Origin of the sequence: Pseudarthrobacter sp. S3, from assembly GCF_050156905.1 — a bacterium.
Lineage (GTDB): Bacteria > Actinomycetota > Actinomycetes > Actinomycetales > Micrococcaceae > Arthrobacter.
Window position 1 is genome coordinate 3,014,960 of record NZ_CP189583.1, and the last position, 23,061, is coordinate 3,038,020.

The 23,061-nt window shown below is 64.3% G+C and carries 24 protein-coding genes and 1 tRNA gene; 8 read left to right on the forward strand and 17 right to left on the reverse strand.

Annotation, left to right across the window (positions count from 1 at the left end; genetic code table 11):
* Positions 1-27 precede the first annotated feature (27 nt).
* The 6 genes from ACQCSV_RS14425 to ACQCSV_RS14450 all read right to left on the reverse strand — a co-directional run bounded on the left by ACQCSV_RS14425 (position 28) and on the right by ACQCSV_RS14450 (position 5,792).
* Entirely contained in the window at positions 28-882 is an 855-nt protein-coding gene (locus ACQCSV_RS14425; RefSeq protein ID WP_354153403.1) for a polyphosphate kinase 2 family protein, read from the reverse strand.
* A 49-nt stretch (positions 883-931) separates the two neighbouring features.
* Positions 932-2,152 (reverse strand): pyridoxal phosphate-dependent aminotransferase, encoded by a 1,221-nt coding sequence (locus tag ACQCSV_RS14430; protein ID WP_354153402.1) that lies wholly within the window; start codon positions 2,150-2,152, stop codon positions 932-934.
* Between the two features lie 136 nt (positions 2,153-2,288).
* The gene (locus ACQCSV_RS14435; protein WP_354153401.1) at positions 2,289-3,242 is read right to left on the reverse strand and encodes an ABC transporter substrate-binding protein; all 954 of its coding nucleotides are present in this window, start codon (positions 3,240-3,242) and stop codon (positions 2,289-2,291) included.
* Complete coding sequence (locus ACQCSV_RS14440) at positions 3,239-3,985, reverse strand: ABC transporter permease (protein WP_354153400.1); 747 nt, start codon at positions 3,983-3,985, stop codon at positions 3,239-3,241. The genes ACQCSV_RS14435 and ACQCSV_RS14440 overlap by 4 nt, the downstream gene beginning before the upstream one ends.
* Positions 3,982-4,692 (reverse strand): ABC transporter permease, encoded by a 711-nt coding sequence (locus tag ACQCSV_RS14445; RefSeq protein WP_354153399.1) that lies wholly within the window; start codon positions 4,690-4,692, stop codon positions 3,982-3,984. The genes ACQCSV_RS14440 and ACQCSV_RS14445 overlap by 4 nt, the downstream gene beginning before the upstream one ends.
* Positions 4,692-5,792, reverse strand: coding sequence for an ATP-binding cassette domain-containing protein (locus ACQCSV_RS14450; RefSeq protein WP_354153398.1), 1,101 nt, complete (start codon positions 5,790-5,792; stop codon positions 4,692-4,694). The genes ACQCSV_RS14445 and ACQCSV_RS14450 overlap by 1 nt, the downstream gene beginning before the upstream one ends.
* A gap of 230 nt (positions 5,793-6,022) precedes the next feature.
* Here ACQCSV_RS14450 and ACQCSV_RS14455 point away from each other — a divergent pair, with 230 nt between their 5' ends.
* A complete protein-coding gene (locus ACQCSV_RS14455; RefSeq protein ID WP_354153397.1) occupies positions 6,023-7,051 on the forward strand; it encodes a pirin family protein in 1,029 nt (342 codons plus the stop codon).
* Here ACQCSV_RS14455 and ACQCSV_RS14460 read toward each other — a convergent pair.
* Both ACQCSV_RS14460 and ACQCSV_RS14465 read right to left on the reverse strand, forming a co-directional pair.
* The gene (locus ACQCSV_RS14460; RefSeq protein ID WP_354153778.1) at positions 7,037-7,978 is read right to left on the reverse strand and encodes a BadF/BadG/BcrA/BcrD ATPase family protein; all 942 of its coding nucleotides are present in this window, start codon (positions 7,976-7,978) and stop codon (positions 7,037-7,039) included. The two genes, ACQCSV_RS14455 and ACQCSV_RS14460, sit on opposite strands and share 15 nt — an antisense overlap.
* Positions 7,979-8,099: 121 nt before the next feature.
* The gene (locus ACQCSV_RS14465) at positions 8,100-9,086 is read right to left on the reverse strand and encodes a LysR substrate-binding domain-containing protein (RefSeq protein ID WP_354153396.1); all 987 of its coding nucleotides are present in this window, start codon (positions 9,084-9,086) and stop codon (positions 8,100-8,102) included.
* Between the two features lie 92 nt (positions 9,087-9,178).
* Between ACQCSV_RS14465 and ACQCSV_RS14470 the strand changes: the two genes are divergently transcribed.
* Together ACQCSV_RS14470 and ACQCSV_RS14475 are read left to right on the forward strand one after the other, a co-directional pair.
* Complete coding sequence (locus tag ACQCSV_RS14470; protein ID WP_354153395.1) at positions 9,179-10,480, forward strand: MFS transporter; 1,302 nt, start codon at positions 9,179-9,181, stop codon at positions 10,478-10,480.
* A gap of 105 nt (positions 10,481-10,585) precedes the next feature.
* Complete coding sequence (locus ACQCSV_RS14475) at positions 10,586-11,089, forward strand: Lrp/AsnC family transcriptional regulator (RefSeq protein ID WP_056344094.1); 504 nt, start codon at positions 10,586-10,588, stop codon at positions 11,087-11,089.
* Here ACQCSV_RS14475 and ACQCSV_RS14480 read toward each other — a convergent pair.
* A complete protein-coding gene (locus ACQCSV_RS14480) occupies positions 11,086-12,327 on the reverse strand; it encodes an MFS transporter (protein ID WP_354153394.1) in 1,242 nt (413 codons plus the stop codon). The genes ACQCSV_RS14475 and ACQCSV_RS14480 overlap by 4 nt on opposite strands.
* Positions 12,328-12,495: 168 nt before the next feature.
* Between ACQCSV_RS14480 and ACQCSV_RS14485 the strand changes: the two genes are divergently transcribed.
* From ACQCSV_RS14485 to corA, 3 genes are read left to right on the forward strand one after another with little or no spacing between them, the layout of a single operon-like run.
* Positions 12,496-12,993, forward strand: a complete 498-nt coding sequence (locus ACQCSV_RS14485) for an Lrp/AsnC family transcriptional regulator (protein ID WP_282328744.1) — start codon at positions 12,496-12,498, stop codon at positions 12,991-12,993.
* Between the two features lie 48 nt (positions 12,994-13,041).
* Positions 13,042-13,467: a DUF1761 domain-containing protein gene (locus ACQCSV_RS14490; RefSeq protein ID WP_426938662.1), complete on the forward strand. Its 426-nt coding sequence runs from the start codon at positions 13,042-13,044 to the stop codon at positions 13,465-13,467.
* Position 13,468: 1 nt separating this feature from the next.
* A complete protein-coding gene (corA, locus tag ACQCSV_RS14495) occupies positions 13,469-14,464 on the forward strand; it encodes a magnesium/cobalt transporter CorA (RefSeq protein WP_354153392.1) in 996 nt (331 codons plus the stop codon).
* 35 nt (positions 14,465-14,499) lie between these two features.
* On the opposite strand, the gene ACQCSV_RS14500 is transcribed toward corA, so the two are convergent.
* The 8 genes from ACQCSV_RS14500 to galU all read right to left on the reverse strand — a co-directional run bounded on the left by ACQCSV_RS14500 (position 14,500) and on the right by galU (position 21,924).
* Positions 14,500-16,095 carry an ABC-F family ATP-binding cassette domain-containing protein gene (locus ACQCSV_RS14500; protein ID WP_354153391.1) on the reverse strand — a complete coding sequence of 532 codons (1,596 nt, stop codon included), beginning with the start codon at positions 16,093-16,095 and terminating at the stop codon, positions 14,500-14,502.
* A 55-nt stretch (positions 16,096-16,150) separates the two neighbouring features.
* Positions 16,151-17,857, reverse strand: a complete 1,707-nt coding sequence (locus ACQCSV_RS14505; protein ID WP_354153390.1) for an AarF/UbiB family protein — start codon at positions 17,855-17,857, stop codon at positions 16,151-16,153.
* 5 nt (positions 17,858-17,862) lie between these two features.
* Positions 17,863-18,405, reverse strand: a complete 543-nt coding sequence (locus ACQCSV_RS14510) for a PadR family transcriptional regulator (RefSeq protein WP_354153777.1) — start codon at positions 18,403-18,405, stop codon at positions 17,863-17,865.
* Positions 18,406-18,483: 78 nt separating this feature from the next.
* Positions 18,484-18,948, reverse strand: coding sequence for an MBL fold metallo-hydrolase (locus tag ACQCSV_RS14515; protein WP_354153389.1), 465 nt, complete (start codon positions 18,946-18,948; stop codon positions 18,484-18,486).
* 197 nt (positions 18,949-19,145) lie between these two features.
* Positions 19,146-19,218, reverse strand: a tRNA-Ala gene (locus ACQCSV_RS14520).
* Positions 19,219-19,344: 126 nt separating this feature from the next.
* Positions 19,345-20,247, reverse strand: a complete 903-nt coding sequence (locus ACQCSV_RS14525) for a hypothetical protein (RefSeq protein ID WP_426939570.1) — start codon at positions 20,245-20,247, stop codon at positions 19,345-19,347.
* 148 nt (positions 20,248-20,395) lie between these two features.
* Complete coding sequence (locus ACQCSV_RS14530) at positions 20,396-21,013, reverse strand: GNAT family protein (protein WP_354153388.1); 618 nt, start codon at positions 21,011-21,013, stop codon at positions 20,396-20,398.
* Positions 21,014-21,018: 5 nt separating this feature from the next.
* Entirely contained in the window at positions 21,019-21,924 is a 906-nt protein-coding gene (galU, locus tag ACQCSV_RS14535) for a UTP--glucose-1-phosphate uridylyltransferase GalU (protein WP_354153387.1), read from the reverse strand.
* A 108-nt stretch (positions 21,925-22,032) separates the two neighbouring features.
* On the opposite strand from galU, the gene ACQCSV_RS14540 reads away from it, so the two are divergent.
* Positions 22,033-22,653, forward strand: a complete 621-nt coding sequence (locus ACQCSV_RS14540) for a 5-formyltetrahydrofolate cyclo-ligase (protein ID WP_426938663.1) — start codon at positions 22,033-22,035, stop codon at positions 22,651-22,653.
* A 117-nt stretch (positions 22,654-22,770) separates the two neighbouring features.
* The gene (locus tag ACQCSV_RS14545) at positions 22,771-23,028 is read left to right on the forward strand and encodes an FmdB family zinc ribbon protein (protein ID WP_354153385.1); all 258 of its coding nucleotides are present in this window, start codon (positions 22,771-22,773) and stop codon (positions 23,026-23,028) included.
* Positions 23,029-23,061: the final 33 nt, after the last annotated feature.

Sequence of the window (23,061 nt, forward strand, 5' to 3'; positions counted from 1 at the left end):
CCCTCGGAACAACCGGCCCCAAACAAGTCAGGACCGATCGACCAGTTCCCGTTCGATAGCGACGTCGAACTCAGCTTTCGGCCAGTCCAGCTTCATATCAGACAGCGCACCCAACACCAGCTGCTGTACGGCGATCCTGGCATACCATTTTTTGTTGGCCGGAACCACATGCCAGGGTGCCGCTTCCGTGTTGGTCTCGTCGAACGCAGCTTGGTAGGCGCCCATGTAGTCGCCCCAGAACGCCCGTTCCTTGAGGTCATTGCTGCTGTATTTCCAGTGCTTGGCGGGGTTGTCCAGTCGGGCAAGGAGCCGGGTCTTCTGTTCATCCTTGCTGATATTGAGCATCACCTTGATGATTTTTGTTCCGGCATCAGTCTGGCGCGCCTCGAACTCATTGATGGCCCGGTAGCGGCGCTTAAGTTCGTCAGGCGAAGCCCAGTTATGGACCCGGTGGATCAGGACGTCCTCATAGTGCGAGCGGTCGAAGATGCCCACCATGCCCGCTCCGGGAACCTCCCTCTCGATCCGCCAGAGAAAGTCATAGGACTTCTCCTCCTCGGTGGGTGCCTTGAAAGCCTTGAACTGGACGCCCTGCGGATCCATTGAAGCCATCACATGGTTGACGATTCCGCCCTTGCCCGCAGTGTCCATGGCTTGCAGGATCAGCAGAAGCCGTTTTTTCCCGCCGAAGCGCGACTCCGCGAACAGCTTTTCCTGAAGTTCGGCCAACGCGCCGTCCAATTCAGCCAGAATTGTCTGGCCATCGGCTTTGTTGCCCTTGTAACCGGGCGTCGCGTCAGGGTCGGCCTCGGCCAGCGAGAAGCCTTTCCCCACCCTCAGCGTATCGACGGGGTGCTTCTTGAACTCAACCAAGTCGGCCATTGGGGTCCTTTGTCCGCAGTGTCCGCGCCATCTGGCGCATCCCCACAGGCTAGTTCCCTTTGTACCTGCTCAGGAAGTCCCCCATACGGTTGATGGCCTCCTCGAGGTCCTTCACCAGCGGGAGGGTAACCATCCGGAAGTGGTCGGGGCGGACCCAGTTGAAGGCCCGGCCGTGGGAGACCAGGATTTTCTGCTCGCGCAGCAGGTCCAAAACGAACTTCTCGTCGTCGCGGATATGGAATACCTCGGGATCGAGTTTCGGGAAGAGGTACATGGCGCCACGGGCCTGCTGCGTGCTCACACCGGGGATGGCGTTGAGCATGTCGTAGGCCTTGTTCCGCTGTTCCAGCAGCCTGCCGCCGGGCAGAATGAGGTCGTTGATGCTTTGGTAGCCGCCGAGTGCGGTCTGGATGGCATGCTGGGCAGGCACATTGGCGCAGAGGCGCATGTTGGCCAGGAGGCTGATGCCTTCCAGGTAGTCCGAGGCATCCTTCTTCGGGCCCGAGATGGCCATCCAGCCGGCACGGTAACCGCAGACGCGGTAGGCCTTGGACAGTCCACTGAAGGTGAGGCACAGGACGTTGTCGCCCGTGAGCGCGGCCATGTTGATGTGCACGGCGTCCTCGTACAGGATCTTTTCGTAGATTTCATCGGCGAAAAGGATCAGTCCGTGCCTTTCGGCCAGGGCCACGATCTTCTTCAGCGTCTCTTCTGGATAGACCGCGCCAGTGGGGTTGTTGGGGTTGATCACCACAATGCCTTTAGTGCGCGGCGTGATCTTGGCTTCAAGATCCTCAATGTCAGGCTGCCAGCCTGATTCCTCATCGCAGAGGTAGTGCACGGGCTTCCCGCCCGCCAGGGCAACGGAAGCTGTCCACAGCGGGTAATCCGGTGTGGGGATCAGCACTTCATCGCCGTCGTTGAGCAGCGCCATGAGGGACATGGTGATCAGTTCGCTGACGCCATTGCCCAGGTAGATGTCGTCCACATGGATGTTCTGGATTCCGCGGGTCTGGTAGTACTGGGAGACGGCGGTCCGGGCCGAGAAGATGCCCCGGGAGTCGCTGTAGCCCTGGGCATGGGGCAGGTGGCGGATCATGTCCACCAGGATGGCGTCCGGGGCTTCAAATCCAAACGGCGCGGGGTTTCCGATGTTCAGTTTGAGGATCCGGTGACCCTCCGCCTCCATCTGTTGGGCGGCCTGAAGGATCGGTCCACGGATGTCGTATAGGACGTTGTGAAGCTTGGTGGACTGCTTGAATTCTGCCATCCATCAAATATGCCATATGACGGATGTACTTCCCGTTGAGACCTCAGACACAGAAGCGCAGAGAGCAGACGACGGCGGCTGCCGGCCCGTGTGGGTCCGGCAGCCGCCGTCGTGATTTGCGTTGTGGAGTCAGGTGTTACTTGACGATGCCCTTGTCCTTGAGCCAGGTTGCGGCGGCGTCTTTGGCATTCTGCTTCTGGCTGCCGCTGACTGCACGGTTGAGGCTGACCAGATCCTCAGTGGTCAGGATCTTCGATACGGCATTGAGCGCATCCTTTGCCTTGTCGGTCATTTTTGCCTTGTTGTAGAGCGGCAGGACCTGCTGGGCCTTGAAGTTGTTCTTCGGATCCTCCAGCACCACAAGGTCGTTGTCCGCGATGGACGGGGTAGTGGTGTAGATGTCGGCTACCTGGACGTCATCAGTGAGGAGGGCCTGCAGGGTCAGGTTTCCGCCGCCGTCACTGAACGGCTTGAGCGCCTTGAGTTCACAGCCGTACTTGTCCTTAAGCCCCGGAAGGCCGTATTGGCGGGTCTCGAACGTCGCCGGCGCACCGATAGTGAGGTCCTTGCAGACCTTGGCCAGGTCCTCGATGGACTTGAGCTGGTACTTCTCGGCTGTGGCCTTGGTGACCACCATGGCGTCTTTATCCTCTGCCTTGGATGCCTCCAGGATGGCCAGCCCGTCGGGAAGTTTTCCAGGCAGGGCTTTGACGATGTCGTCGGCAGAGACCTCCGACGCCGACGTATTAACGAACGACAGCAGGTTGCCTGAGTAGTCGGGCACCAGGTCCACGGAGCCGTCCTGGACGGCCTTGAAGTAGATCTCGCGGGAACCGATATTCGGCTTGGTGGTTGCCGTGACCCCTGCAGCAGTCAGTGCCCCGGCATAGATCTCTGCCACAATCTGGCTCTCCGGGAAATCAGCAGAGCCGACCACCAATGATCCGCCGCCGGCGCTCCCGGCACTGGTGCTGGGGGTTGCCAACGGGTCGCTCCCGCCGCAGGCTGTCAGCGCAACGGCAAGGCCGACGCCAGCAGCCATGCCGGCCAGTCCCCGGCGGGTAAGGATTGTCCTGATGTTGTCTTTCATGGGGTACCTCCTTGAACGGCAGCTGACGCAGGCGCGGCAGCTGGGAGATCAGCGGCGGCCTGCTGGCCACCGTGCAGATCGGATGTGAGGCCAGGCGAAAGAAGGACTCTTTGCGCCGCGGCAAGGATGAGGTCAACGATGATGGCCAGCCCTGCAATCAACAAGGACCCGGCAAGCATCCGCGGGAAGTCCTGCAGCGCCAAGCCATCAAAAAGATAGCGGCCCAAGCCGCCCAAGGGGAGGTACGCAACCACGGAAACCGTCGCGATGACCTGCAGAACTGCCGTTCGGACGCCGCCGAACATAACCAGCAGCCCGTTGGGCAGCTCAACCCGGAACAGGATCTGCAGCTCGGTCATCCCCATGGCCCGGGCAGCATCCACCATGGTCCTGTCCACACTCGAAATGCCGGCGTACGTTCCGGCAAGGAGCGGCGGCACGGTCAGGATGACCAGCGCCCACACCGGCGGCATCAGGCTGCTCCCGGCCAGGAGCGCGAAAAGGACCAACAGGCCCAGGGTAGGCAGCGCCCGCAGCGCACCTGCCACCGCTACTGCCACCACGCGCCCACGGCCCGTGTGTCCGATGTAGAGCCCGGCCGGAACGGCGATGGCCGTGGCAATCAGAAAGACAAGCCCGCTGTACTGGAGGTGCTCCAAGAGCCGGACGGGGATGCCGGAACTGCCGGTCCAGTGCAGGGGATCAGCAATCCAGGCGAGGGTGTCCACAAAAATATTGCTCATGGTGAGGCCCCGGCGTGGACGTTGGCATCGGCCAGATAGCCGGCGGCCGAAGTCGCCGGCGGGCCAGAGGTCTTAGCGGCGCGGGTCCACGGCGTCAGCAGCCTTTCCAGGACGACCAGCACGGCATCCATCAGCAGTGCGAGGACGAGGATGGCAATGATTCCCACCACCACTTCCGTGACGAAGTTCCGTTGCAGTCCATCCGTAAACAGCATGCCCAGGTTCCCCACGCCCAGGAGTGCCGCGACGCTCACCAAAGAGATGTTGCTGACGGAAACCACCCGCAGTCCCGCGAACATCACCGGCAGAGAGAGCGGCAGGTCAATCTGGACAAAGCGGGGCCACGGCGTGTACCCCATGGCCATAGCAGCCTGCCGGAGATCCTCCCCTACGGAGTCAAAAGCATCCAGGGCGGCCCGGACCAGCAGCGCCACCGCATAGATGGTCAGGGCAACAATGACGTTGAGCGGGTCCAGGATCCGGGTTCCGAGAATCGAGGGCAGGATGATGAACAGCGCCAGCGAGGGGACGGTGTACAACAATGAACTTGCCGTGACTACCACCGACCGAAGTGCCGGGTGGGTCCGCGCCAACTGCGCCAACGGAATGGAAATAACCAGCCCCAGCACCATCGGAATGAGGGCCAAGACCAGGTGCTGGCCGGCCAATCCCATGACCATGCCACCGTTTGCCAGGAACCAATCCATCAGAGCGCCGCCTGCCGGACCTGGCGGGCCTCTTCAATCACGCCGAGGACTTCCTGAGCCTTCACGGTTCCCAGGACCTTGCCGTCGCCATCCACCGCCACACCTTGGCCGGACGGGGACGATAGGGCCGAGTCCAGTGCCCTCCGCAGGGTCTCACCTGGGCGGAAGAGTGACCCGCCGGGGATGAGCTCAGAGTCCGTCCCCGGCTTTGCCCAGCCCAGGGGGCGCAGGTCCGGATCCACCACGAGCTGCCAGTCGGTCACCGCGGCGGGATCGCCGGCAAACTGGCCGGCACTCATCACAAGCGTGGGCACCGGGTGGATGGTGACGGCGTCGGACGTGGTGAACCCCAAATGGCGGAAGCCACGGTCCCGCCCCACAAAGGAAGCCACAAAATCATTCGCCGGTGCCCGAAGGATTTCCTCAGGGGTGGCGTACTGGGCCAGCCGGCCGCCGACAGCGAAAACGGCCACCTTGTCGCCAAGAATGGTTGCCTCGTCGATATCGTGCGTGACGAAAACGATGGTTTTTGCGAGGTCCTTCTGCAGCCTCAGGAGTTCCTGCTGTAATTCGTCACGCACCACGGGGTCAACGGCGCTGAACGGTTCGTCCATCAGCAGGACGGGTGGATCGGCTGCGAGCGCCCGGGCTACACCGACTCGCTGCTGCTGGCCGCCGGAGAGCTGGGACGGGTAACGCTTCCCGAGCGCGGAAGCCAGCCCGACGACGTCGAGCAGGTCCGTTGCGCGTTTGCGGGCTTCAGCCTTGGTAACGCCGTTGAGCCGGGGCACGGTGGCGATGTTGTCCAGCACCGAACGGTGCGGCATCAGCCCGGAAGACTGCATGACGTAGCCCATGGACCGTCTCAGTTCCGCGGCAGGCACCGAGGTCACGTCCCGCCCGTCCACGGTGATCGCACCGGACGTCGGTTCCACCATGCGGTTGATCATCCGCAGCGACGTGGTCTTGCCGCAGCCGGATGGCCCCACAAATACGGTGATTGAGCCCTTGTCGATGGACATGGTGAGCTGGTCCACAGCAGGCTGCCCGCCCTGATACTGCTTGGTGACGCTCTGGAACTCAATCATGGCTGGGTCCATTCCCGGACTTACCTGTTCTGTTGGACGGCATCGGACAGTGTTGGGTCATAAGTTCACTGATATTTACGGTAACGCAATCCGTGATCAGCGTAACTGGATCTGCGGGCAATCCGGGCAAGAGAATCCCTACTGTAATCATTCGTTGCACAACCCCGCGTGGATGGGTCCCCCCGATCACCCCGTGCCGGGATGCGCTTACGCCCGGCCCTGCCCGCGCCTAGAGTTGGACCGTGACCAACTTGGAAGTAGCTCCCCAACAGGAACTTTGTCCGCCCGCCGGCCCTGAAGGGACGTCCGAACCCTGCCTCCAGATCTGGCCCGAACGGGAGGTTCCGCTGGGTGGCGTGCGGGCCATGACCGTCCGGCGCACGCTGCCGCAGCGGGGTTTACCCACCATCGGCGCCTGGTGTTTCCTGGACAGTTTCGGCCCGGACCGCACCGCCCTGGCCGTTCTCCCGCACCCGCACACCGGGCTGCAGACGGTCACCTGGCCACTTGCCGGGAACATCCGGCACCGGGACAGCGTGGGCAGCGATGTTGTGGTCCGTCCGGGTGAGCTGAACATCATGACCGCCGGGCACGGGGTGTCCCACTCGGAGTTCGCCGTCCGGCTGGATCCCGACGCCGCCGCGCAGTTGCCCGTGCAGCGCGGCCTGCAGCTCTGGGTAGCGTTGCCGGAGGCTGAACGCCACCGCGAACCCGCGTTCGAGCAGCACCGGGAACTGCCCTCGGTGACGGGGCCGGGTTTCACTGCGACTGTGATGGTGGGCGAATTCGCCGGGGCGGTGTCACCGGCCACGATGTACTCCCCCATCGTCGGAGCAGACATCTCCTGCGCGGGGCCGGCCGTACTGCCACTGAACGCACATTTTGAGCATGCCGTGCTGGTGCTCGACGGCGGGCTGACGCTGGACGGACAGGAGGTCCCGCCCGGTCCGCTGGGCTACCTGGGCGCGGGACGCCCGTCACTGGAGTTCCAGGCCCTGCCCGGAACCCGGTTCCTCCTGATCGGCGGGGAGCCGTTTCAAGAGGAGCTGCTGATGTGGTGGAACTTCGTGGGCCGCACGCACGACGAAGTGGAGCAGGCGCGTCAGGACTGGGAAGCGCAGGCGGCACTGGCCGACGATGCCGCGCGTGGGGCACGCTACGGGCTGGTTGAGGGGCACGGCCCGGACGCAGGCGCCGAAACCGGACGCATCCCCGCCCCCATCATGCCGGCCGTCAGGCTGACACCACGGAAGCGGTCAGTGGGCCCCTGACCCTTCCGAGACCAGCTTCAGGACGCCAAACACGGGATCCTGGTCCAGGACACGGACATCGGTGACGCCGACGGCAGCCAGATGGCTCCGGAAAGAGTCCTGCAGCGGGACCACGTTCATGCCCAGTCCGCTGCCGAGAATAACCGGTCCGTCGATGCCAAGCTTCTGCAATGCCTGGGCAGCCAGGCCGGCAAGGTCTTTGCCGGCCTGGTCCAGCAGCTCCAGGCACGCCGGGTGGCCAGCCGCTGCCGCGTCCACCACCAGGCGTGCCTGCTGGGCCCAGAACCGGCGGCCGGTATCCGGGGAATGAAAGAGCGCAATCAGCCGGTTGGGGTGGTCCACTCCGCACGAGGCAAGCAGAGCCTCGGTCAGCTGGTCCGCCGGGAGTCCCTGGTTCATCCGGCGCAGGCTGTGCCGGACCGCCTCACGGCCCAGCCAGTAGCCGCTGCCTTCGTCACCAAGCAGGTAGCCCCAGCCGCCGGCCCGGGCCTCGTCGCCGGCGGCGTTCCGTCCCCAGGCTGCGGAGCCGGTTCCTGCGATCACGGCAACACCGGTGCTGGCTCCGCCCGCGGCCAGCAGCAGCCGCGAATCGTGGACCACCGTGACTTTGGCTCCCGGAACATGGGGTTCTATCAGCGCGGCCAGGGCGGCGGCGTCGTCGTCGGTATCAATGCCCCCGGCCCCCGCATACACGTGGGCCACCTGGCCGCCGCCGATCCGGGAGAAGAGATCCGCGAGGTTCAGTGCCGCCTGTTTGCGGCTGACGTTCTGGACGTTGGAACTGCCGGCGGACTCGTCGGCGACGGCTACTCCGTCCTCAAACCTGACGCCGCGGGTCTTTGTACCGCCGATGTCCAGGCCGATGATGACCCCCGCGAGGGGACCCGGGGCGGACGCGGCGCCGCCCGCCTGGTGGTTTCCGGGCAATGCGGTCTGGGGGTGCTCGCTGTCAGTCACGCACCCAGCCTACTGAAATGCTGCCGGCGAATCGCGGCCGGGCCGCGGGCCGCCGTCGTGTCTCAACACGTTGTGCCTCAACATCCCGCGCTTATCCCGTCCCTGAGCGGGCGGCCACCAGGCCCGCCAGCAGGTGGGGCCCCTCCTGCAGGACCATCTCCCGGAAGAAGCGGACAGGATAGGGCTCGGCATCGGGACCGGGCTTCCGGCGCCGCCAGCCCAACCCGATCTCGCGGTAGGCCAGGCCGGACTCCAAGGCAAGCTCGACCCAGCCCAGATTGCCCGTTTCCGGGCTGACATGGCGCCCCGGCGCATTGCCGCCGGGCGGGAGGATGCTGACACCAAGGCCCGCGGCGACCAGACCACGGACTGTGTGGGAGTCCTGGCTTTCGAACGCGATCCGCGGCCGGAATCCTGCCTCGCGGAACAGCGCATCGGTCAATGACCGCATGCCGTACCCCGGCTCCAGCGCCACGAAAGGGTCCCGGCGGATGTCCTGCACACTGACGCTGCCCCGGCCGGCCAGCGGATGGCCGTGGTGAACCACCAGGCGAAGGGGCTCACGGTAGAGCGACTCCGAGGAGATGATGCTGCTTGCGGACGGAACCGGTGCTGTCAGTGACAGATCCACCTGGCCCGAGGCGAGTTCCGCGAGGCAGGCGTCCCGCGCCCCCTGTCGGAGGATGAAGCCGGCCTCCGGATGGCGGCTGCGGAAGGCGCTGATGAGCAACGGCAGGGTGGCCTCGCCGAACGTGTGCTGAAAGGAGAGCGCCACTTTTCCCCGCACCACGTCCGACTCGTGCCGGACCAGGTCCAGCCCGGCCTGGAATTCGGTCAGGGCCGACTCGATGTATGGGAGCAGCGTCCGGGCGGCCGCCGTGAGGCGGATGCCCCGTCCGTCACGGATCAGCAGTTCGGTTCCGACGACGGCGCTGGCCCGGGACAGTGCCCGGCTCACCGTGGACTGGGGTACTCCAAGGAACTCGGCCGTTTCCGTGACGTGCTGGGTCCGGCCCAGCTCAGCCAGGATAGGCAGCAGCGGCAGGAGCTTCACCAACTGCTTGTGGTCGGCGTGCATTGGCCCCACCTCTCCAAACGTTCCACTATTGACATGAATTGCTTCTTAAAGATGCATTGGAAGCATACATTGCGGAAGCCTACCCTTGGGCTATGCCACAAAATACCGCGGCCCCGGGACCATTCGCTCCACCGCAGGGCGGCTGGGCGGGACATCCCAAAGGCTCCGCTGCCTACAACAAGATCTTGGCCGGCCTGGCCTTCGCGGGCGTGGCCACATTCGCCCAGCTCTACTCCACCCAGGCAGTACTGCCGCTCCTGGCCGCAGACCTGAAAGTGACCGCGGCAGAGGCGGCGTTGACTATATCGCTGGCCACTGTGGGCCTGGCCATCACCGTCATTCCCTGGTCCTTCCTCGCGGACAGGATCGGCCGGGTCAAGGCCATGGCCTGGGGCATCTCCGCCGCCACCGTACTGGGCCTGCTGGTACCCCTCGCCCCCACGTTCGGCGCGCTGCTTGCTTTGCGGCTGTTTGAAGGAATGGCGCTGGGCGGGATCCCGGCCATCGCCATCGCCTACCTGAACGAGGAAGTGAACAGGGCCCATGCGGCCATGGCCGCAGGCAGCTATGTTGCCGGCACCACGCTGGGCGGACTGGCCGGCCGGCTGGTGGCAGGGCCGGCAGGTGAGCTCTGGGGCTGGCGCACAGCCGCTTTGGCCGTTTCCCTGCTGGCAACAGTGGCCGCGGCACTCTTCCTCGTTCTGGTACCGCAGGCCAAGGGATTCACAGCCGCCAAAGCCTCCGGGGTCCGGGGTGCCATGGCGAGGCTCGGCGGACATGTGCGCAATCCCCGGCTTCTGGCGCTCTACATCCAGGCCTTCCTCATGATGGGCGGGTTTGTAGCCGTCTACAACTACCTTGGCTTCCGCCTGTCCGCTGAGCCTTACACGCTGCCGGCCACCTTCATCAGCCTGATCTTCCTGGCCTACCTTTCGGGAACGATTTCGTCGCGCTGGGCCGGCGGGCTGACAGCGAGGTTTGGCCGCAGAAATGTGCTGCTTGCGGGCATCACCCTGATGGTGGTTGGGCTGGCACTGACGCTGATGCCGGTGCTCGCCCTGATCCTTGCCGGCCTGGTGATCTTCACCGGCGGCTTCTTCGCTGCCCACAGCATCGGTGCAGGCTGGACCGGAAGCATCGCCACCACCGGCCGTGCCCAGGCGTCGTCGCTCTACAATCTGGCCTATTACCTGGGCTCGAGCTTCATCGGCTGGGCGGGCGGACTGGTGTTCCAGTCCCTGGGCTGGACGGCGCTTGCCGTGGCGATCATGGTCCTGGCGTGCATCACGGCGGTGACAGTCGCCGTCGTACATCCCCGGGGGAACGACGAAACCGCACGGCCGCCACACAAGGGCGGGCGGAAGCCGCGCGGCCGTAGAACTATCCGCCATTAAATGGCAAGTGTGTCTGGCGATTGTTCGGCAGGGATGGTTGCGTTCCGGGGTGATCAACAGGAATCCGGCGTCTAGGATGAACTGACGGACATTCAAGGAGATTCCATGAGCAGCAACCCAAAAAGCATCCGGCCGGCCAGCCACTTTGAGCCGCTGGATGCCATCGATGAACGGCTTCTGGCCGCCTTGGTGGACGATGCACGGATCTCCAACAAGCAGTTGGCAGAACTCGTGGGCATTGCACCGTCCACCGCGCTCATGCGGACCCGCGCATTATCCGAACGTGGCATTGTCCAGGGATTTGAGGCGAAGCTCAGCCTCTCGGCCATCGGCAGGTCCGTCCAAGCGCTCGTGGCCGTCCGGTTGCGGGCCCACGACAGGGACCAGATCGACCGCTTCACGGCCCGCGTTCCGCACCTGCCCGCAGTCCTCTCCACCTTCCACACGTCAGGCTCCGTGGACTACCTGCTGCACATCGCCGTTGCCAGCACCGAGGACCTGCGGGACTGGGTCCTCGACAACCTGGCCACCGATCCTGTGGTGGGCCACACCGAGACCACCCTCGTCTTTGAGCACATCCAGGGAAACCATGGTCCCCTGCCGGATTAGCCTCCGTGCGGCAGCGCTTTCCGAAACGTGACCGCGGACAGCGCCAGTGCGGCGGCGCTGCATAGCACTACGAAGCCCGTGACCGCCGTCGGCAGCCCGAACACCGCTGTAGCCCAGCCCAGTCCAATGACCGGCACGGCGCTGCCCAGGTACGTGATGACATAAACGGTGCTGATGACCTGGGCGTGCTGTGACGATTCCACCTTGGCGGCCACATCATTGAAGACCGTGCGGAAGGCGACCCCCTGGCCCAGCCCCGCGCAGACGCTGGCGGCGGCCAGCAGCAGCGGACTGCTCCAGGCGGCCGCTGCGGCCAGGAGCAGCACCGAGGCTCCCAAGACTGCCAGCCCCGCGGGCACCACAAAGCGTCCCCGCACGGACAGTACCTGGCTCAGCGCCGAGGCCGCGAGCGTCATCCCGGCCAGGGCGCCGATCAACGGCCGTGAATCGGTCTGAATGATCGGGGCGAAATAGGCCGGTGCCAGCGACAGGCAAAATCCAAAGACGGAGAAGCTGAGGAATCCGACGGCGGCCGCGAGCCAGAACGCGCCCCGCGCTTCAGTGGATACCGCGGGCCGGCGGGGCGCCAGGACCATGACGGGGCGCGGGCCAGCCGGAGGCTTGATGGCCGGCCGGGCCTGAAGCAGGTAGAGCGGCACCAGCATTGCCGCCAGGACCAGCGAGTGAACGTAGTACGGGGCGGTGGTGGGCCCCGGCAGCAGCGACAACAGGCCGCCGATGACGGGACCGGCCGCCACTCCACCCGCCGTAGCCAACAGGGTGAAGCGTGTGGCCCATTCCGGCCGGGACGGGAGCAATTCCCGCAGCGCGGCGGCACTGGCACCGGTGGCCAGGGCAACGGCCACGCCCTGAAGGGCCCGTCCGGCCGAAAGCGCCACCAGGTTTCCGGCCTGTGAGAAGACCCAACTGCCCGCCAGCCCGGCCAGTACAGCCAGGATGAGCGCCGCCCGCCGGCCGATGTGGTCCGACCAGTGGCCGGCCAGCATCAATGTGGCCACCAGCGCCAGGACATAGCTGGCAAAGGCCGCCGTGACCCCAAGTGCCGAGAGGCCAAGGTTTGCCTGGAGCAGCGGATACAGGGGCGTGGCCAGGTTCGCTCCGACCAGCAAGGTGAAGATGACGGCACCTGCCATCACCAGCCGTGCCGTGGTGGATGCATCCCAGCCCTGACGCCCGGCTGTGGCCGGACGCATACGGAGTTCATTAAAGACTGTCATTGCTGCTGCCTTGGCGTCGACCGGGGCGGGAGGTCCTTGTGGGACGCCGCCCCGGATGGGAATTGATACCTACAGAATGCTTCAGGGCTGACTGATTGGGCGTTAGTTCGTGGAACAATTGAGCAAAGTACGCAATTCTTGGTTCCTCAAATAACTGAAAGTGACGCTTTGCCTACCCTTGATCCCACGGATCTGAAGATCCTCGTGGAACTCATCCGCGATCCCCGCATCCAGATCGGCGAGTTGGCCGAGGCGCTGGGGATTGCGCGCAACACAGCGCAGTCGCGTGTCCGGCGCCTGCTCCGCGCCGGGGTGCTCCACGACGGCGGCCGCGAGATCGACCTTGAGTCGGTGGGGTACGACGTCGTCGCCTTCGTCACGATCGAAGTGACGCACCGGGAACTGGACGGAGTTGTGGGCGCCCTCCGGCTGCTCCCCCAGGTCCTGGAGGTCCATGAGATCTCGGGGCGAGGTGACGTGTGGTGCCGGGTGGTGGCCACCGATACGCACAATCTGCAGTCCGCCCTCCGCCAGATCCTCCGCATCAAGGGCGTCATCCGGACCGAGACTGTACTGGCTCTCCACACGCACATTCCGTACCGGACCGAACCCCTCATCAGCCGCCTCGCACAGGCCGTGCCCGGCACCCCAACACGGCCCAAGTAATTGTCCGGGCGCGGCGGCGGCTCCCCTGATGGCAGTTAGGATTCGAGCATGGATTGGCTTTCACATATTTCACAGATCAACTGGCTCGCCGTGGCACTGGCCTTCGTCTCGAGCATGGCGATCGGCTTTATCTGGTACATGCCGGCAGTGCTGGGCAAGCGGTGGATGGCCGCCATCGGAAAGACTGAAGAGGACCTGAAGAACATTGGCGGCGGCGCGGGGATCTGGGTTCCCATGATGGTTGCGGCCGCCGTGACTGCCATCCTGCTGGCGGTCCTGACCAGCACGCTGGGCCTGGATAGCGCAGCGGCGGGCGGCGGGTTCGCCCTGGTGCTAGCGCTGGTGTTCCGCGCTGGCGGGCATGTCATCCATAACGGGTTCGCAGGCCGCCCGACCGCTGTCACGCTGATCGATTCCGGACACGATCTGTTCGCCATGACGGTGGCCGGCGCCATCATCGGGACCATGCCCTGACGTGACCATCATCGACAATGCCGTCTACGTGGACGGCGTCCGCAGCGCAGAGCCGCAGAGCCTGGAACAGACCTTCGAAACCCTCTCCGAGCACGGAGGCATGGCCTGGATCGGGCTGTACCGGCCCACGGCGGCGGAAATGACGGCTGTGGCCACAGAATTCGGGCTGCACGCCCTGGCGGTGGAGGACGCCATTTCGGCGCACCAGCGGCCCAAGCTTGAACGCTACGAGGACAATCTTTTTACGGTGCTGCGCCCGGCGCGGTACCTGGACGCCACCGAGACCGTGGAGTTCGGCGAACTGCACATCTTCACCGGCCGGAATTTCGTGGTCACCATCCGCCATGCCGAAATGGCCGGCGTTGCCCGCGTCAGGCGGCGCCTTGAAGGCCGCCCCGACCTGCTCCGGCACGGCCCGGAAGCCGTTCTCTACGCCCTGCTGGACCTTGTGGTGGACGACTACGCACCGGTGGTGGCCGGGCTGGAAAACGACATAGACGAGATCGAGGACCAGCTCTTCAGCGGGGACACCACCGTCTCCCGCCGCATCTATGAACTGGCCCGCGAAGTCATCCAGTTCCAGCGCGCCATCCATCCCCTGCCGGACATGATGCAGCAGCTCAAGCGTGGCTTTGAAAAGTACGGCGTGGACTCTGAACTGCAGCACAGCCTGCGGGACGTCGAGGACCACGTGGAGCGGGTCATCTCCCGCGCGGATTCATTTCGCGACCTGTTGCAGAACGCCCTCACGCTGGACGGAACGCTGACCGCCAACCGGCAGAACGAGGCCAGCGCGGAACAGAACGAACAGGTCAAGAAGATCTCCTCGTGGGCGGCGATCTTCTTCGCACCTTCCTTCGTGGCCGGCGTCTACGGCATGAACTTCGACCACATGCCGGAACTTCACTGGGCTCTGGGCTACCCTATGGCCATCGCGCTGATGGCCGGCACCGCCGCCCTGATGTACACCATTTTCAAAAGGAAAGGCTGGCTGTAGGGCCGGAGGCTGCGAGCCCCGGGGCTCGCCGAGCCTCAGGCGACGTGGAGTTCCACGCTCCCGTGGCCTGAGTCTGCAGCGCTGAAAACCAGACGCCGGTTGGCAATTTTCTCCGTAAAGAAACGGTCGTGGCTGACCACCACCACCGCACCTGGGAAATGCAGCAGGGCACGCTCCATGACCTGGGTGCTGGAGAGGTCCAGGTGGTTGGTGGGCTCATCCAGCAGCAGGACCGAAGCACCCGAGAGCAGGCACTGGGCCATAGCCACTCGGGCGCGTTGGCCGCCTGAGAGGTTGCCAATCTTTTGCTTGAGATCAGCTTCCGAGAACTGGAACATAGCAAGAAACCTGTTCACCGACTTCTTCGTCGCCGTCAGGGCCAGGCTGTCAGGCATCGCGTTGACCGCGTGGCTGACGGTGTCGTCGTCGTCGAGTTCTTCCAGCACCTGGTTGTAGGAGACCATCCCGGCGCCCTTGGCCCAGGCCACGCTGCCTGAATCGGCTGGCTCTTCGCCGGTGAGCGCCCGGAGCAGCGTGGTCTTGCCGCTGCCGTTGGACCCGATGACGGCGATCCGGTTACCGCGCCCGATCTCGAAAGTGAGGCCGCTGAACAACGTCCTGCCACCGTAGGCCTTGCTCAGGGATTCCACCCGGCACAGGACATCCTTGACGTACAGACCGCCGTAAATCTCCGTGATGATCTGGTCCACGGGCCGGGGCGCACGGGACTTCTTGATCCTGGCCAACTGGTTTGCGAGTCCCTTGCCTGCCGCCTTGGCGGCTTCCCGCCGGTCCGAGATGCCTTCGGCTTCGAAGGCCAGCAGCTCGGACTCGTGGACAAACTGGCTCTCCAGGCTCTTGAGCTTGAACTGCTTGGCCACCACGTATTCGGCGAAGTTGCCCGGGTATTCGTGGAGGTGGAAGTTCTCCACCTCGATAATCCGGGTGACCACGGAGTCCAGGAACTTGCGGTCGTGCGAGACGATGATCGCAGCGCCCTTGAAAGTCCGGAACCAGCCTTCGAGCCATTCGACGCCGGCCACGTCAAGGTAGTTGGTGGGTTCATCAAGCAGGAGGACGTCCGGGGCTTCCAACAGGATCTTTGCCAGTGCGGCCCGGTTCCGCCAGCCGCCGGAGAGTTCGTCGATGGCGCAGGTGCGGTGGTGGTCGCTGAAGCCGAGGGTGGTGAGTACTTTATCGATGCTGCGCTGATAGTCCCAGCCATCCAGCCGGTCCATCGCCTCAAAGAGTTCAGACTGGCGGTGGATGAGTTCATCCAGCCGTGCTGCGTCCGAGGAATCGGCGGCGATGGCCGCATCGATGCCGGCCAGCTCGACTTCGATCTCTTTCACGTGGGCGAAGAGCCCGTCCAGGACCTCCGCAATAGTGAATTCGCCGTTCAGCTCGGAGAACTGGGAGAAGTAGGCGGCCTTGGTTCCGAGCTCGACGGCGACGGTCCCGGAATCGGGAGCCACCTGGCCCTGGATCAGCTTCAGGATAGTGGACTTGCCCGAGCCGTTCTTGCCGATCAGGCCAACCCTGTCCCCGGCTTCAAGCTTGAAAAAGGTTTCGCGGAGAACCTGGGTTTTGTCAAAGCTCACGTTGACGTCGTTCAGCCGGATCAAACTCATTGATGGTGTCCAATCCAGTGCTAGTAGCTTCTGATCCCCGATGGACAAGTTTACGTTAGAGTCGCCCCACCCAAAGCCCATGGAGCAACGGAAGCACCGACCCGATCATCAGCACGTTGCCGAGCACTGTGTCGTCCGCCCGGACCACTGAACCCGCGATCAGCAGTGCGCCGAATATCAGCACCGATACTGCTCGCTGTGCCGTGCGGCTAAGCCGTGCCAGCTGCCTTTCGAGGCGCGGGTTGGCCACCTTCAGTGAATCGTCCTCGACTCGGGTGAGAAGCCCATCCAGGCGTTTCGGGAGACGCAAGGCCACCCCTGCGGCATCCAGCGCCTGAGCGGCCAAATCCTGAACGATATTGCTGCGCTCGTCTCGCAGCAGCTGCGCTGCATATGGCTCCACCGAATCCCACAGATTGAACTTTGCGTCCAGCGAACTGCAAACACCCGAGGTCAGGGACATCGCACGGATGATGAGCAGGAAGTTCTCCGGCAGTTGGAACGGCAGCGAGCGGACGACGTCGCCGAACTCCAGCCCAAAATCACGGAACTCCCGCGGGTCCACCTCGCGAAGCTCGGAAAAACCCATCCCGCCGAACCGGGCGAAGAGGTGCGTCATGGCCCGCTCAAGCCCGGCGGTGTCAGCCGACGGCACCAGCACACCGACGTCGCTGATCGCCGCCACCAAACCCTTCCCGTCACGCGAGGCTGCCGCGATCAGCAGCTTCCGCAGGCCGCTGCGCGTCTTGGGTTGAACCTCGCCCATCATGCCGAAGTCGATGAACGTCAGCTTCCATGGATGCTCTTCCCATGAATCTTTGATCGGAGTGACAAAGATATTGCCCGGGTGCGGATCGGCATGGAAGAAGCCATTCGTGAACAACTGGTCGAACATGACCGACGCGAATACCGGGGCAACCTGTGCCGGGTCGATACCCGCCGCAAAAAGCGCCTCCGCGTCCGTGATCTTGATCGCCGTGACATCTTCGAGGGTGAGCACGCGGCGGGTGGTCCGCTCCCAAACGACGCCGGGCACAGTGACCCTCACATCGTCGGCGAAATCAGCGGCAAAGCGTTCTGCGTTCGCCGCCTCGTTCAAATAGTCGATCTCCTCGAGGCTGGTCTTCGCGAACTCCTCGACCAGCGCAGGCACGTTGGCACGGTTGGACACGAAGCGCACATGGCTGAGCCAGCCTCCCACTTTGCGCAGGGCGGCCAGATCGACGTCGACAATCGTGTGGATGCCAGGCCGCTGCACCTTCAACACCACATTGTCGAGCCCGGTGTCTGCGGCATTTCCAGGAAGAAGCCGCGCCCCGTGCGCCTGCCCGAGGGATGCGGCGGCGATGGGCACCTCCTCGACTGAGGCGAACACGGCATTCAGCGGCGCACCCAGTTCTGCCTCGGCAAGGCCACGGATTGCAGGGAACGTAGCGGGCGGTACCTCGTCCTGAAGCCCTTCCAGTTCAGCGGTGATTTCCGGAGGGAGCACATCGAGCCTCGACGACAGGAACTGACCCACTTTGATCATTAGACCGCCAAGCTCCATCGCGAGCACATGGAAGCGCTGCGCGAAGCGACGCATCCTTCGCGTTCGGGTGCGTTCAGCAATCCTGACTAGCCCGATTCGAGGTAGGAACAGCTCAAACCACCAGGTCACCGCAAGATGCCACGCGGCGAAGCCCAAGATGCGACGGTAACGGGCTCGGGTATCCCCAGTGCCGGGTATCGGATTTTCCCGGTTCCGGCGAACTGAGGTCACTAGGCTCAGCCCTGGGAGAGGATCGAGTACAGCCGGCGGCGAGCGTCCTGGAGCACTGTCACAGCCTCTTGTACCTGCTTCGACGATCCGGTGCGCCCCACTTGGGCCGCGGCCTGGGCAAGCTCCACCCCCGCCTTGGGCAGCGCCGCGAACCCGGTCCCCGACGCCTGACCCATGGAGTCCCAGGGCGCAGACGTTTCGGTACTCGCGACGTCCTCCCGGCCGGCTTCTGTCAACGAGTAGATTTTGCGGCCGTTGGATTCCTCAGCGCTTACGAACCCCTCATCGGCGAGCAGTTGCAGTGTTGGGTAGACAGATCCGGCACTGGGTATCCAAGTGCCGCCGCTGCGTTCCTCGATCTCACGCATGATCTGGTATCCGTGCATGGGACGCTCCGCGAGCAGTGCCAGCACTGCCGACCGCAACTCCCCTCGACCCGCACGGGTGCCGGAGCGCTTCTCGAACCGCGAGCGAAACTCCTCAACGGCCTGCCACATGCCGTCCAGGTTGTTGCCCATAAATCCGCCTGCAGGAAATGAATTATGCATCATGCCCTCCCTAGTAGATCGCGAACGATACTAAACGATAGCTAACGATATGCCCTGAGGCTAGAGGGCCGGTGCGGTTCAAGGCCACCTCCGCACGGCTGCGGCCGGCACGCCCCACGAGGTCAGGCCCACGCGGTCGGCGCGGAGGACAAGGTCCAGGTCAGCGGAGGCGGTGAGCCGCCGCACTTCCCGGTCGCTGAGAGCCACCCAGGCCCCGGACGCCGTCCGCAGGCGGCCGGCCATACCCAGATGGTCCGAGTGGAAATGAGTAACCACAATGCCCGTCAGATCGGTGAGGCCAAGGCCCGCCTGCCGTAGACCGGCGGCCAGATGGTCCAGACCGGCGTCACTGTCCCAGCCCAGATCGATCAGGACGGCGTCGCCGTCGCCCAAGAGCATGTAGCTCAGGGTATAGCGCATGGGGTTGTCGGGGAACAGGATGGGCCACACGTCACGGCCGAGTTGCTCCACGGGCGGCAGCACCTTGTTCAGCCACGCTTCCTTCTGGGCGTGACGGGTGATGGTAGTCGACCGCAGGCTCATCAGTTCCTCTCGCGGCGGTTAAGAATGGGTGCGGCGGACCTCTTACGGATTCGGATGAGTCGGGTTATTCTGCATCATTCCATGTCGTGAAGCTGGAATCGGCCCAACTGCGTGTGGTTTCCGTATGCTTGAGCGATCGCAAGGCAAGAGAAAAGCCCTTCAACCCAGCGTTTCCGCAGGTCAAATGGCTTTATTTGTGGAGCTAAGGAGATTCGAACTCCTGACCTCTTCGATGCGAACGAAGCGCTCTACCAACTGAGCTATAGCCCCGGAACAGTCCACCTTCCCTGATGAACGGCGGTACCGGTGACCTTAGGCTACAAATTTTCGTCCCGCATTGCGAATTGACACTCCACACCCGGACTGGCAAACGGTCTGGGCTGCCCTGGCAAGCTATCAGGCGCGGCGGCGCTGCAGGACGTCGTCGAGGTTGCTCAGGGCGCTCTGCGCCTTGGTGAGGGGCTTCGCGGCGGTCGCGGCGGGCGTGGCTCCGGTGACGCCCTGTTTCAGGGACGGCCTGCCGACGGCTTTGGGCGCCTCTGGAAGGTCAAGCGGCTGGGGCGCCGGGCGCTCGGCCTTGGCGGCCTCAACGTACACCGGCCTTGGCACGTCCACCGGTTCCCAGGTTGTGTCGGCCGGCGCCAAAGCAGCGGCGGCGCTGGCATCTCCGGCGGCAACGGCCACAGCCAGTGCCGCTTCCCGGAGTTCCATTGCAGTCAGGGGCTCGGGCTTCGGCTTGGGCTGATGGGCCTCGGCGTCAAAGAGCCGGCTTTCCGGCCGGGCGGCGGGGCGGGCCGCTGCATTCGTGGCGACAGATCCTGAACGCTGCACGGGGGCACTCATCGCTGAGCGAAACGCGGCGTTCACCTTCGCTTTGCGGTCCCGGACAGCCAAGGTCCGGAGCACCGCCACAGCTGCGCCGGTGGTGGCCAGACCGGCTACCGGCAGCAGCGCGCTTCCGATTCCGAACGGCAGAAGAACACCCGAAACAAAGGCGCTCAGCAACGCTGTGACACCAACGAGGGCGATCCCTGCCCTGCCATAGCGGATCCGGAACGCGCCGCGCGTCGTCGCGTTGCCGGACGTTTCCGTGGCGGTTTCGGGGCTCTTCCTGATCTCCATGGCTTTCTCCTGCGGGGCGGCGATGTTCATTACCGTCCCGGCTCTCGGGTCCGATGATTCAATGGCTGGTACGTCCGCCAGGAAGTCGCCAGCGGCCTGGACCTGGTGCTGGCGGTTCCGCAGAACGTAGGGCGCAACCCACACGATCCAGAGCACAACGGCAACCACAAGGATCACTGAGCTGCTTAGGGGGAAGTCCACAATCAAAACCGTATGAGCATTAGGGCAGCCGCCCCCGCATTAGCCACGGTGTGTCGCCGGCAACGTGGCAATTCATTGGATTTATGACCTTGGAAGTACCCATGGGCGGTTCAGGTCCGGCGGGTCAGGACCGGGACGCGAGCCACCGCGCGAGCAGCCCCTCCGGGACCTCGTCAGCGGTCAGCGCAAAGGACCGGTGGTCCGCCCACTCCCCGTTGATGTGAAGGAAGCGTGGACGGTGGCCTTCGTCGCGGAAGCCCAGCTTCTCAACCACGCGCAGGCTGGGGCCATTCTCGGGCCGGATGTTGATCTCCATCCGGTGCAGGCCCATTGCCTGGAAACAATGGTCCGTGGCCATGGCCACCGCCGTGGGCGCGATGCCGTGACCGGCGCGCGCCTGGTCAACCCAGTACCCCAGCGTGGCCATCATGGCCGAACCCCACACAATCGAGGACACAGTCAGCTGGCCAACGATGACCGGGCCGGCCAACCTGGGCGTGCGCTCAGTGATCAGGAACGGCAAAGCCGTCCCCTGGGCAGCCTGGATTTTCAAGGACCGCACCATCTGCCGGTAGTCAGGCAGCGCACCGCCGGGTGCCGGGTTGGATGCTTCCCAGGGCGCTAGCCACTCGCTGTTGCGCCCACGGACCTGGGTCCATTCCTTCTTATCCCGATACCGGATGGGGCGCAGGATCAGGTCGCCACATTCGAGTGTTACGGGCCAGATGGGTCCGGGGCGCACGGCAGTTATTTAGCGAGGCCGGCTGCGAAGCCCGGCAGCCATTCCCGCAGGCCTGGGCCGAGGTCTTCGCTGTCGATGGCGAGCTGGACGCAGGCCTTGAGGTAGCTGAGCTTGTCGCCGGTGTCGTAGCGGCGGCCGCGGAAGACCACGCCGTAAACTCCGTGGCCCTCGCCTTCGCCGGCAGCCAGTTCCTGTAGGGCGTCCGTCAGCTGGATTTCCCCGCCCCGGCCCGGGCCGGTGCGCTCGAGCACGTCAAATACTGCCGGGTGGAGGACGTAGCGGCCAATGACGGCCAGGTTGGAGGGCGCCTCCTCCACACTGGGCTTTTCAACGAGCTTGTTGATCCTGACATAGCCTTCACCGTCGATCTCCTGCACGTCGGCACAACCGTAGGCACTGATCTGGGAGGGGTCCACCTCGATGAGGGCCACCACAGATCCGCCGGTCTTGGACTGGACGTCGATCATGGTGCTGAGAAGTTCGTCCCGGGCATCGATCAGGTCATCGCCGAGGAGGACGGCAAATGGTTCATTGCCAACGTGCTGCTTTGCACGCAACACTGCGTGGCCGAGGCCGTTGGGGTCACCCTGCCGGACGTAATGGATGTCACCGAGGTTGCTTGCTGCCTGGATGGACTCAAGTTTGGCGAGGTCGCCTTTGGCTTCCAAGGTGTCCTCCAGCGAAGGAACCCTGTCGAAGTGGTCCTCCAGGGCACGCTTGTTGCGTCCCGTGATCATCAGGATGTCGTTCAGGCCAACGCTGACGGCTTCTTCAACCACATACTGGATGGCCGGCTTGTCCACCACCGGGAGCATTTCCTTGGGCATGGCTTTGGTGGCCGGCAGGAACCTGGTGCCCAGTCCGGCAGCGGGAATAACGGCCTTGCGTACTGTCTGCTGAGTGGTAGTCACTGGACTAATCTAACGGAGGGGCTGATCATTCAGTAATTATTGGTGGCTCCAGCGCCAACGGACCGCAGCGACTGCAACGTCCACAGGGAACGGCAACCAAGGAGCGGCATGTCCGAAGACAGCAGCGCAGCCAAGGCGGACATCCGCGCACGCCATCGTGCGCGCCGTGCCGCGACGGATCCCACTCACCGCGACACCACCGGTGCCGCCCTGGCCGTCCACGGCGTTGCCTGGGCTGAACAGCTCACCGGTGGGACGCCGTCGACCTTTTGCGCATACCTGGGCGTAGAACCCGAACCGCCCACACTGCCCCTGATCATCGAACTCCATCGGCATGGCCACACAGTCCTGCTCCCTGTCTGTGAGCCCGGACGCCGGCTGAACTGGACGCAGTGGACCCCCGGCGTCGAGTTTGTCCGCAGCCGTTATGCACCGGTGCTGGAACCGGCCGGACCTCGCCTTGGCCTCGGCATCATGACGTCTGTTGCCGCACTCTTCATCCCCGCCACGGCCGTGGACAGGGACGGCAACCGCGTAGGCCAGGGCGGCGGCTACTACGACGTCCTGCTGGGCTCCCTTGGCCGAGACGGACTTGAGATCCCGTTAGCGGCCGTTGTCTTCGATGCCGAACTGCTTCCGGCCGGAAGCATTCCCGCCGAAGACTTTGACCGGAGGGTGCCGGCTGCCCTGACGCCGTCAGGTTTGATCCGGCTACCGGACAAAGCCTGACGGAGGGCTACTTTCCGGGGGTGATAGAATTGGCACTCAGGCCCTGCGACTGCTAATGGACGGTTTTCGTTCAGCGCGGCACAGGACCTCTCGTTTGCCCCCGAGGAGGATCACCCAGTGCCCACTTATGCTTACGCCTGCAAGGATTGCGGCCACGCCTTCGACGTTTTCCAGTCGTTTACCGACAGCACCCTGACGTCATGCCCGGAGTGCCAGGGCGCCTTGCGCAAGAAGTTCAACAGCGTGGGCGTGGTCTTCAAGGGCTCCGGTTTCTACCGGACTGACTCCCGGGATACCAAGGGAAGCACCGTTTCGGCTGCCCCTGCCGCCCCCGTGGCCGCGCCGGCGCCTGCCACGGCCGCTGCCGCCAGCTGACCTCCCCTCTAACAAGACGTACGACGCCGGCGG

Coding starts and splice junctions, on each gene's coding strand:
- ACQCSV_RS14540 (WP_426938663.1), top strand. CDS start 22,033: ATGTCCGAAGACAGCAGCGCAGCCAAGGCGGACATCCGCGCACGCCAT.
- ACQCSV_RS14510 (WP_354153777.1), bottom strand. CDS start 18,405: ATGCATAATTCATTTCCTGCAGGCGGATTTATGGGCAACAACCTGGAC.
- ACQCSV_RS14475 (WP_056344094.1), top strand. CDS start 10,586: ATGAGCAGCAACCCAAAAAGCATCCGGCCGGCCAGCCACTTTGAGCCG.
- ACQCSV_RS14480 (WP_354153394.1), bottom strand. CDS start 12,327: ATGACAGTCTTTAATGAACTCCGTATGCGTCCGGCCACAGCCGGGCGT.
- ACQCSV_RS14470 (WP_354153395.1), top strand. CDS start 9,179: ATGCCACAAAATACCGCGGCCCCGGGACCATTCGCTCCACCGCAGGGC.
- ACQCSV_RS14430 (WP_354153402.1), bottom strand. CDS start 2,152: ATGGCAGAATTCAAGCAGTCCACCAAGCTTCACAACGTCCTATACGAC.
- ACQCSV_RS14425 (WP_354153403.1), bottom strand. CDS start 882: ATGGCCGACTTGGTTGAGTTCAAGAAGCACCCCGTCGATACGCTGAGG.
- ACQCSV_RS14450 (WP_354153398.1), bottom strand. CDS start 5,792: ATGGACCCAGCCATGATTGAGTTCCAGAGCGTCACCAAGCAGTATCAG.
- ACQCSV_RS14500 (WP_354153391.1), bottom strand. CDS start 16,095: ATGAGTTTGATCCGGCTGAACGACGTCAACGTGAGCTTTGACAAAACC.
- ACQCSV_RS14435 (WP_354153401.1), bottom strand. CDS start 3,242: ATGAAAGACAACATCAGGACAATCCTTACCCGCCGGGGACTGGCCGGC.
- ACQCSV_RS14515 (WP_354153389.1), bottom strand. CDS start 18,948: ATGAGCCTGCGGTCGACTACCATCACCCGTCACGCCCAGAAGGAAGCG.
- ACQCSV_RS14490 (WP_426938662.1), top strand. CDS start 13,042: ATGGATTGGCTTTCACATATTTCACAGATCAACTGGCTCGCCGTGGCA.
- ACQCSV_RS14465 (WP_354153396.1), bottom strand. CDS start 9,086: ATGCACGCCGACCACAAGCAGTTGGTGAAGCTCCTGCCGCTGCTGCCT.
- ACQCSV_RS14445 (WP_354153399.1), bottom strand. CDS start 4,692: ATGGATTGGTTCCTGGCAAACGGTGGCATGGTCATGGGATTGGCCGGC.
- ACQCSV_RS14440 (WP_354153400.1), bottom strand. CDS start 3,985: ATGAGCAATATTTTTGTGGACACCCTCGCCTGGATTGCTGATCCCCTG.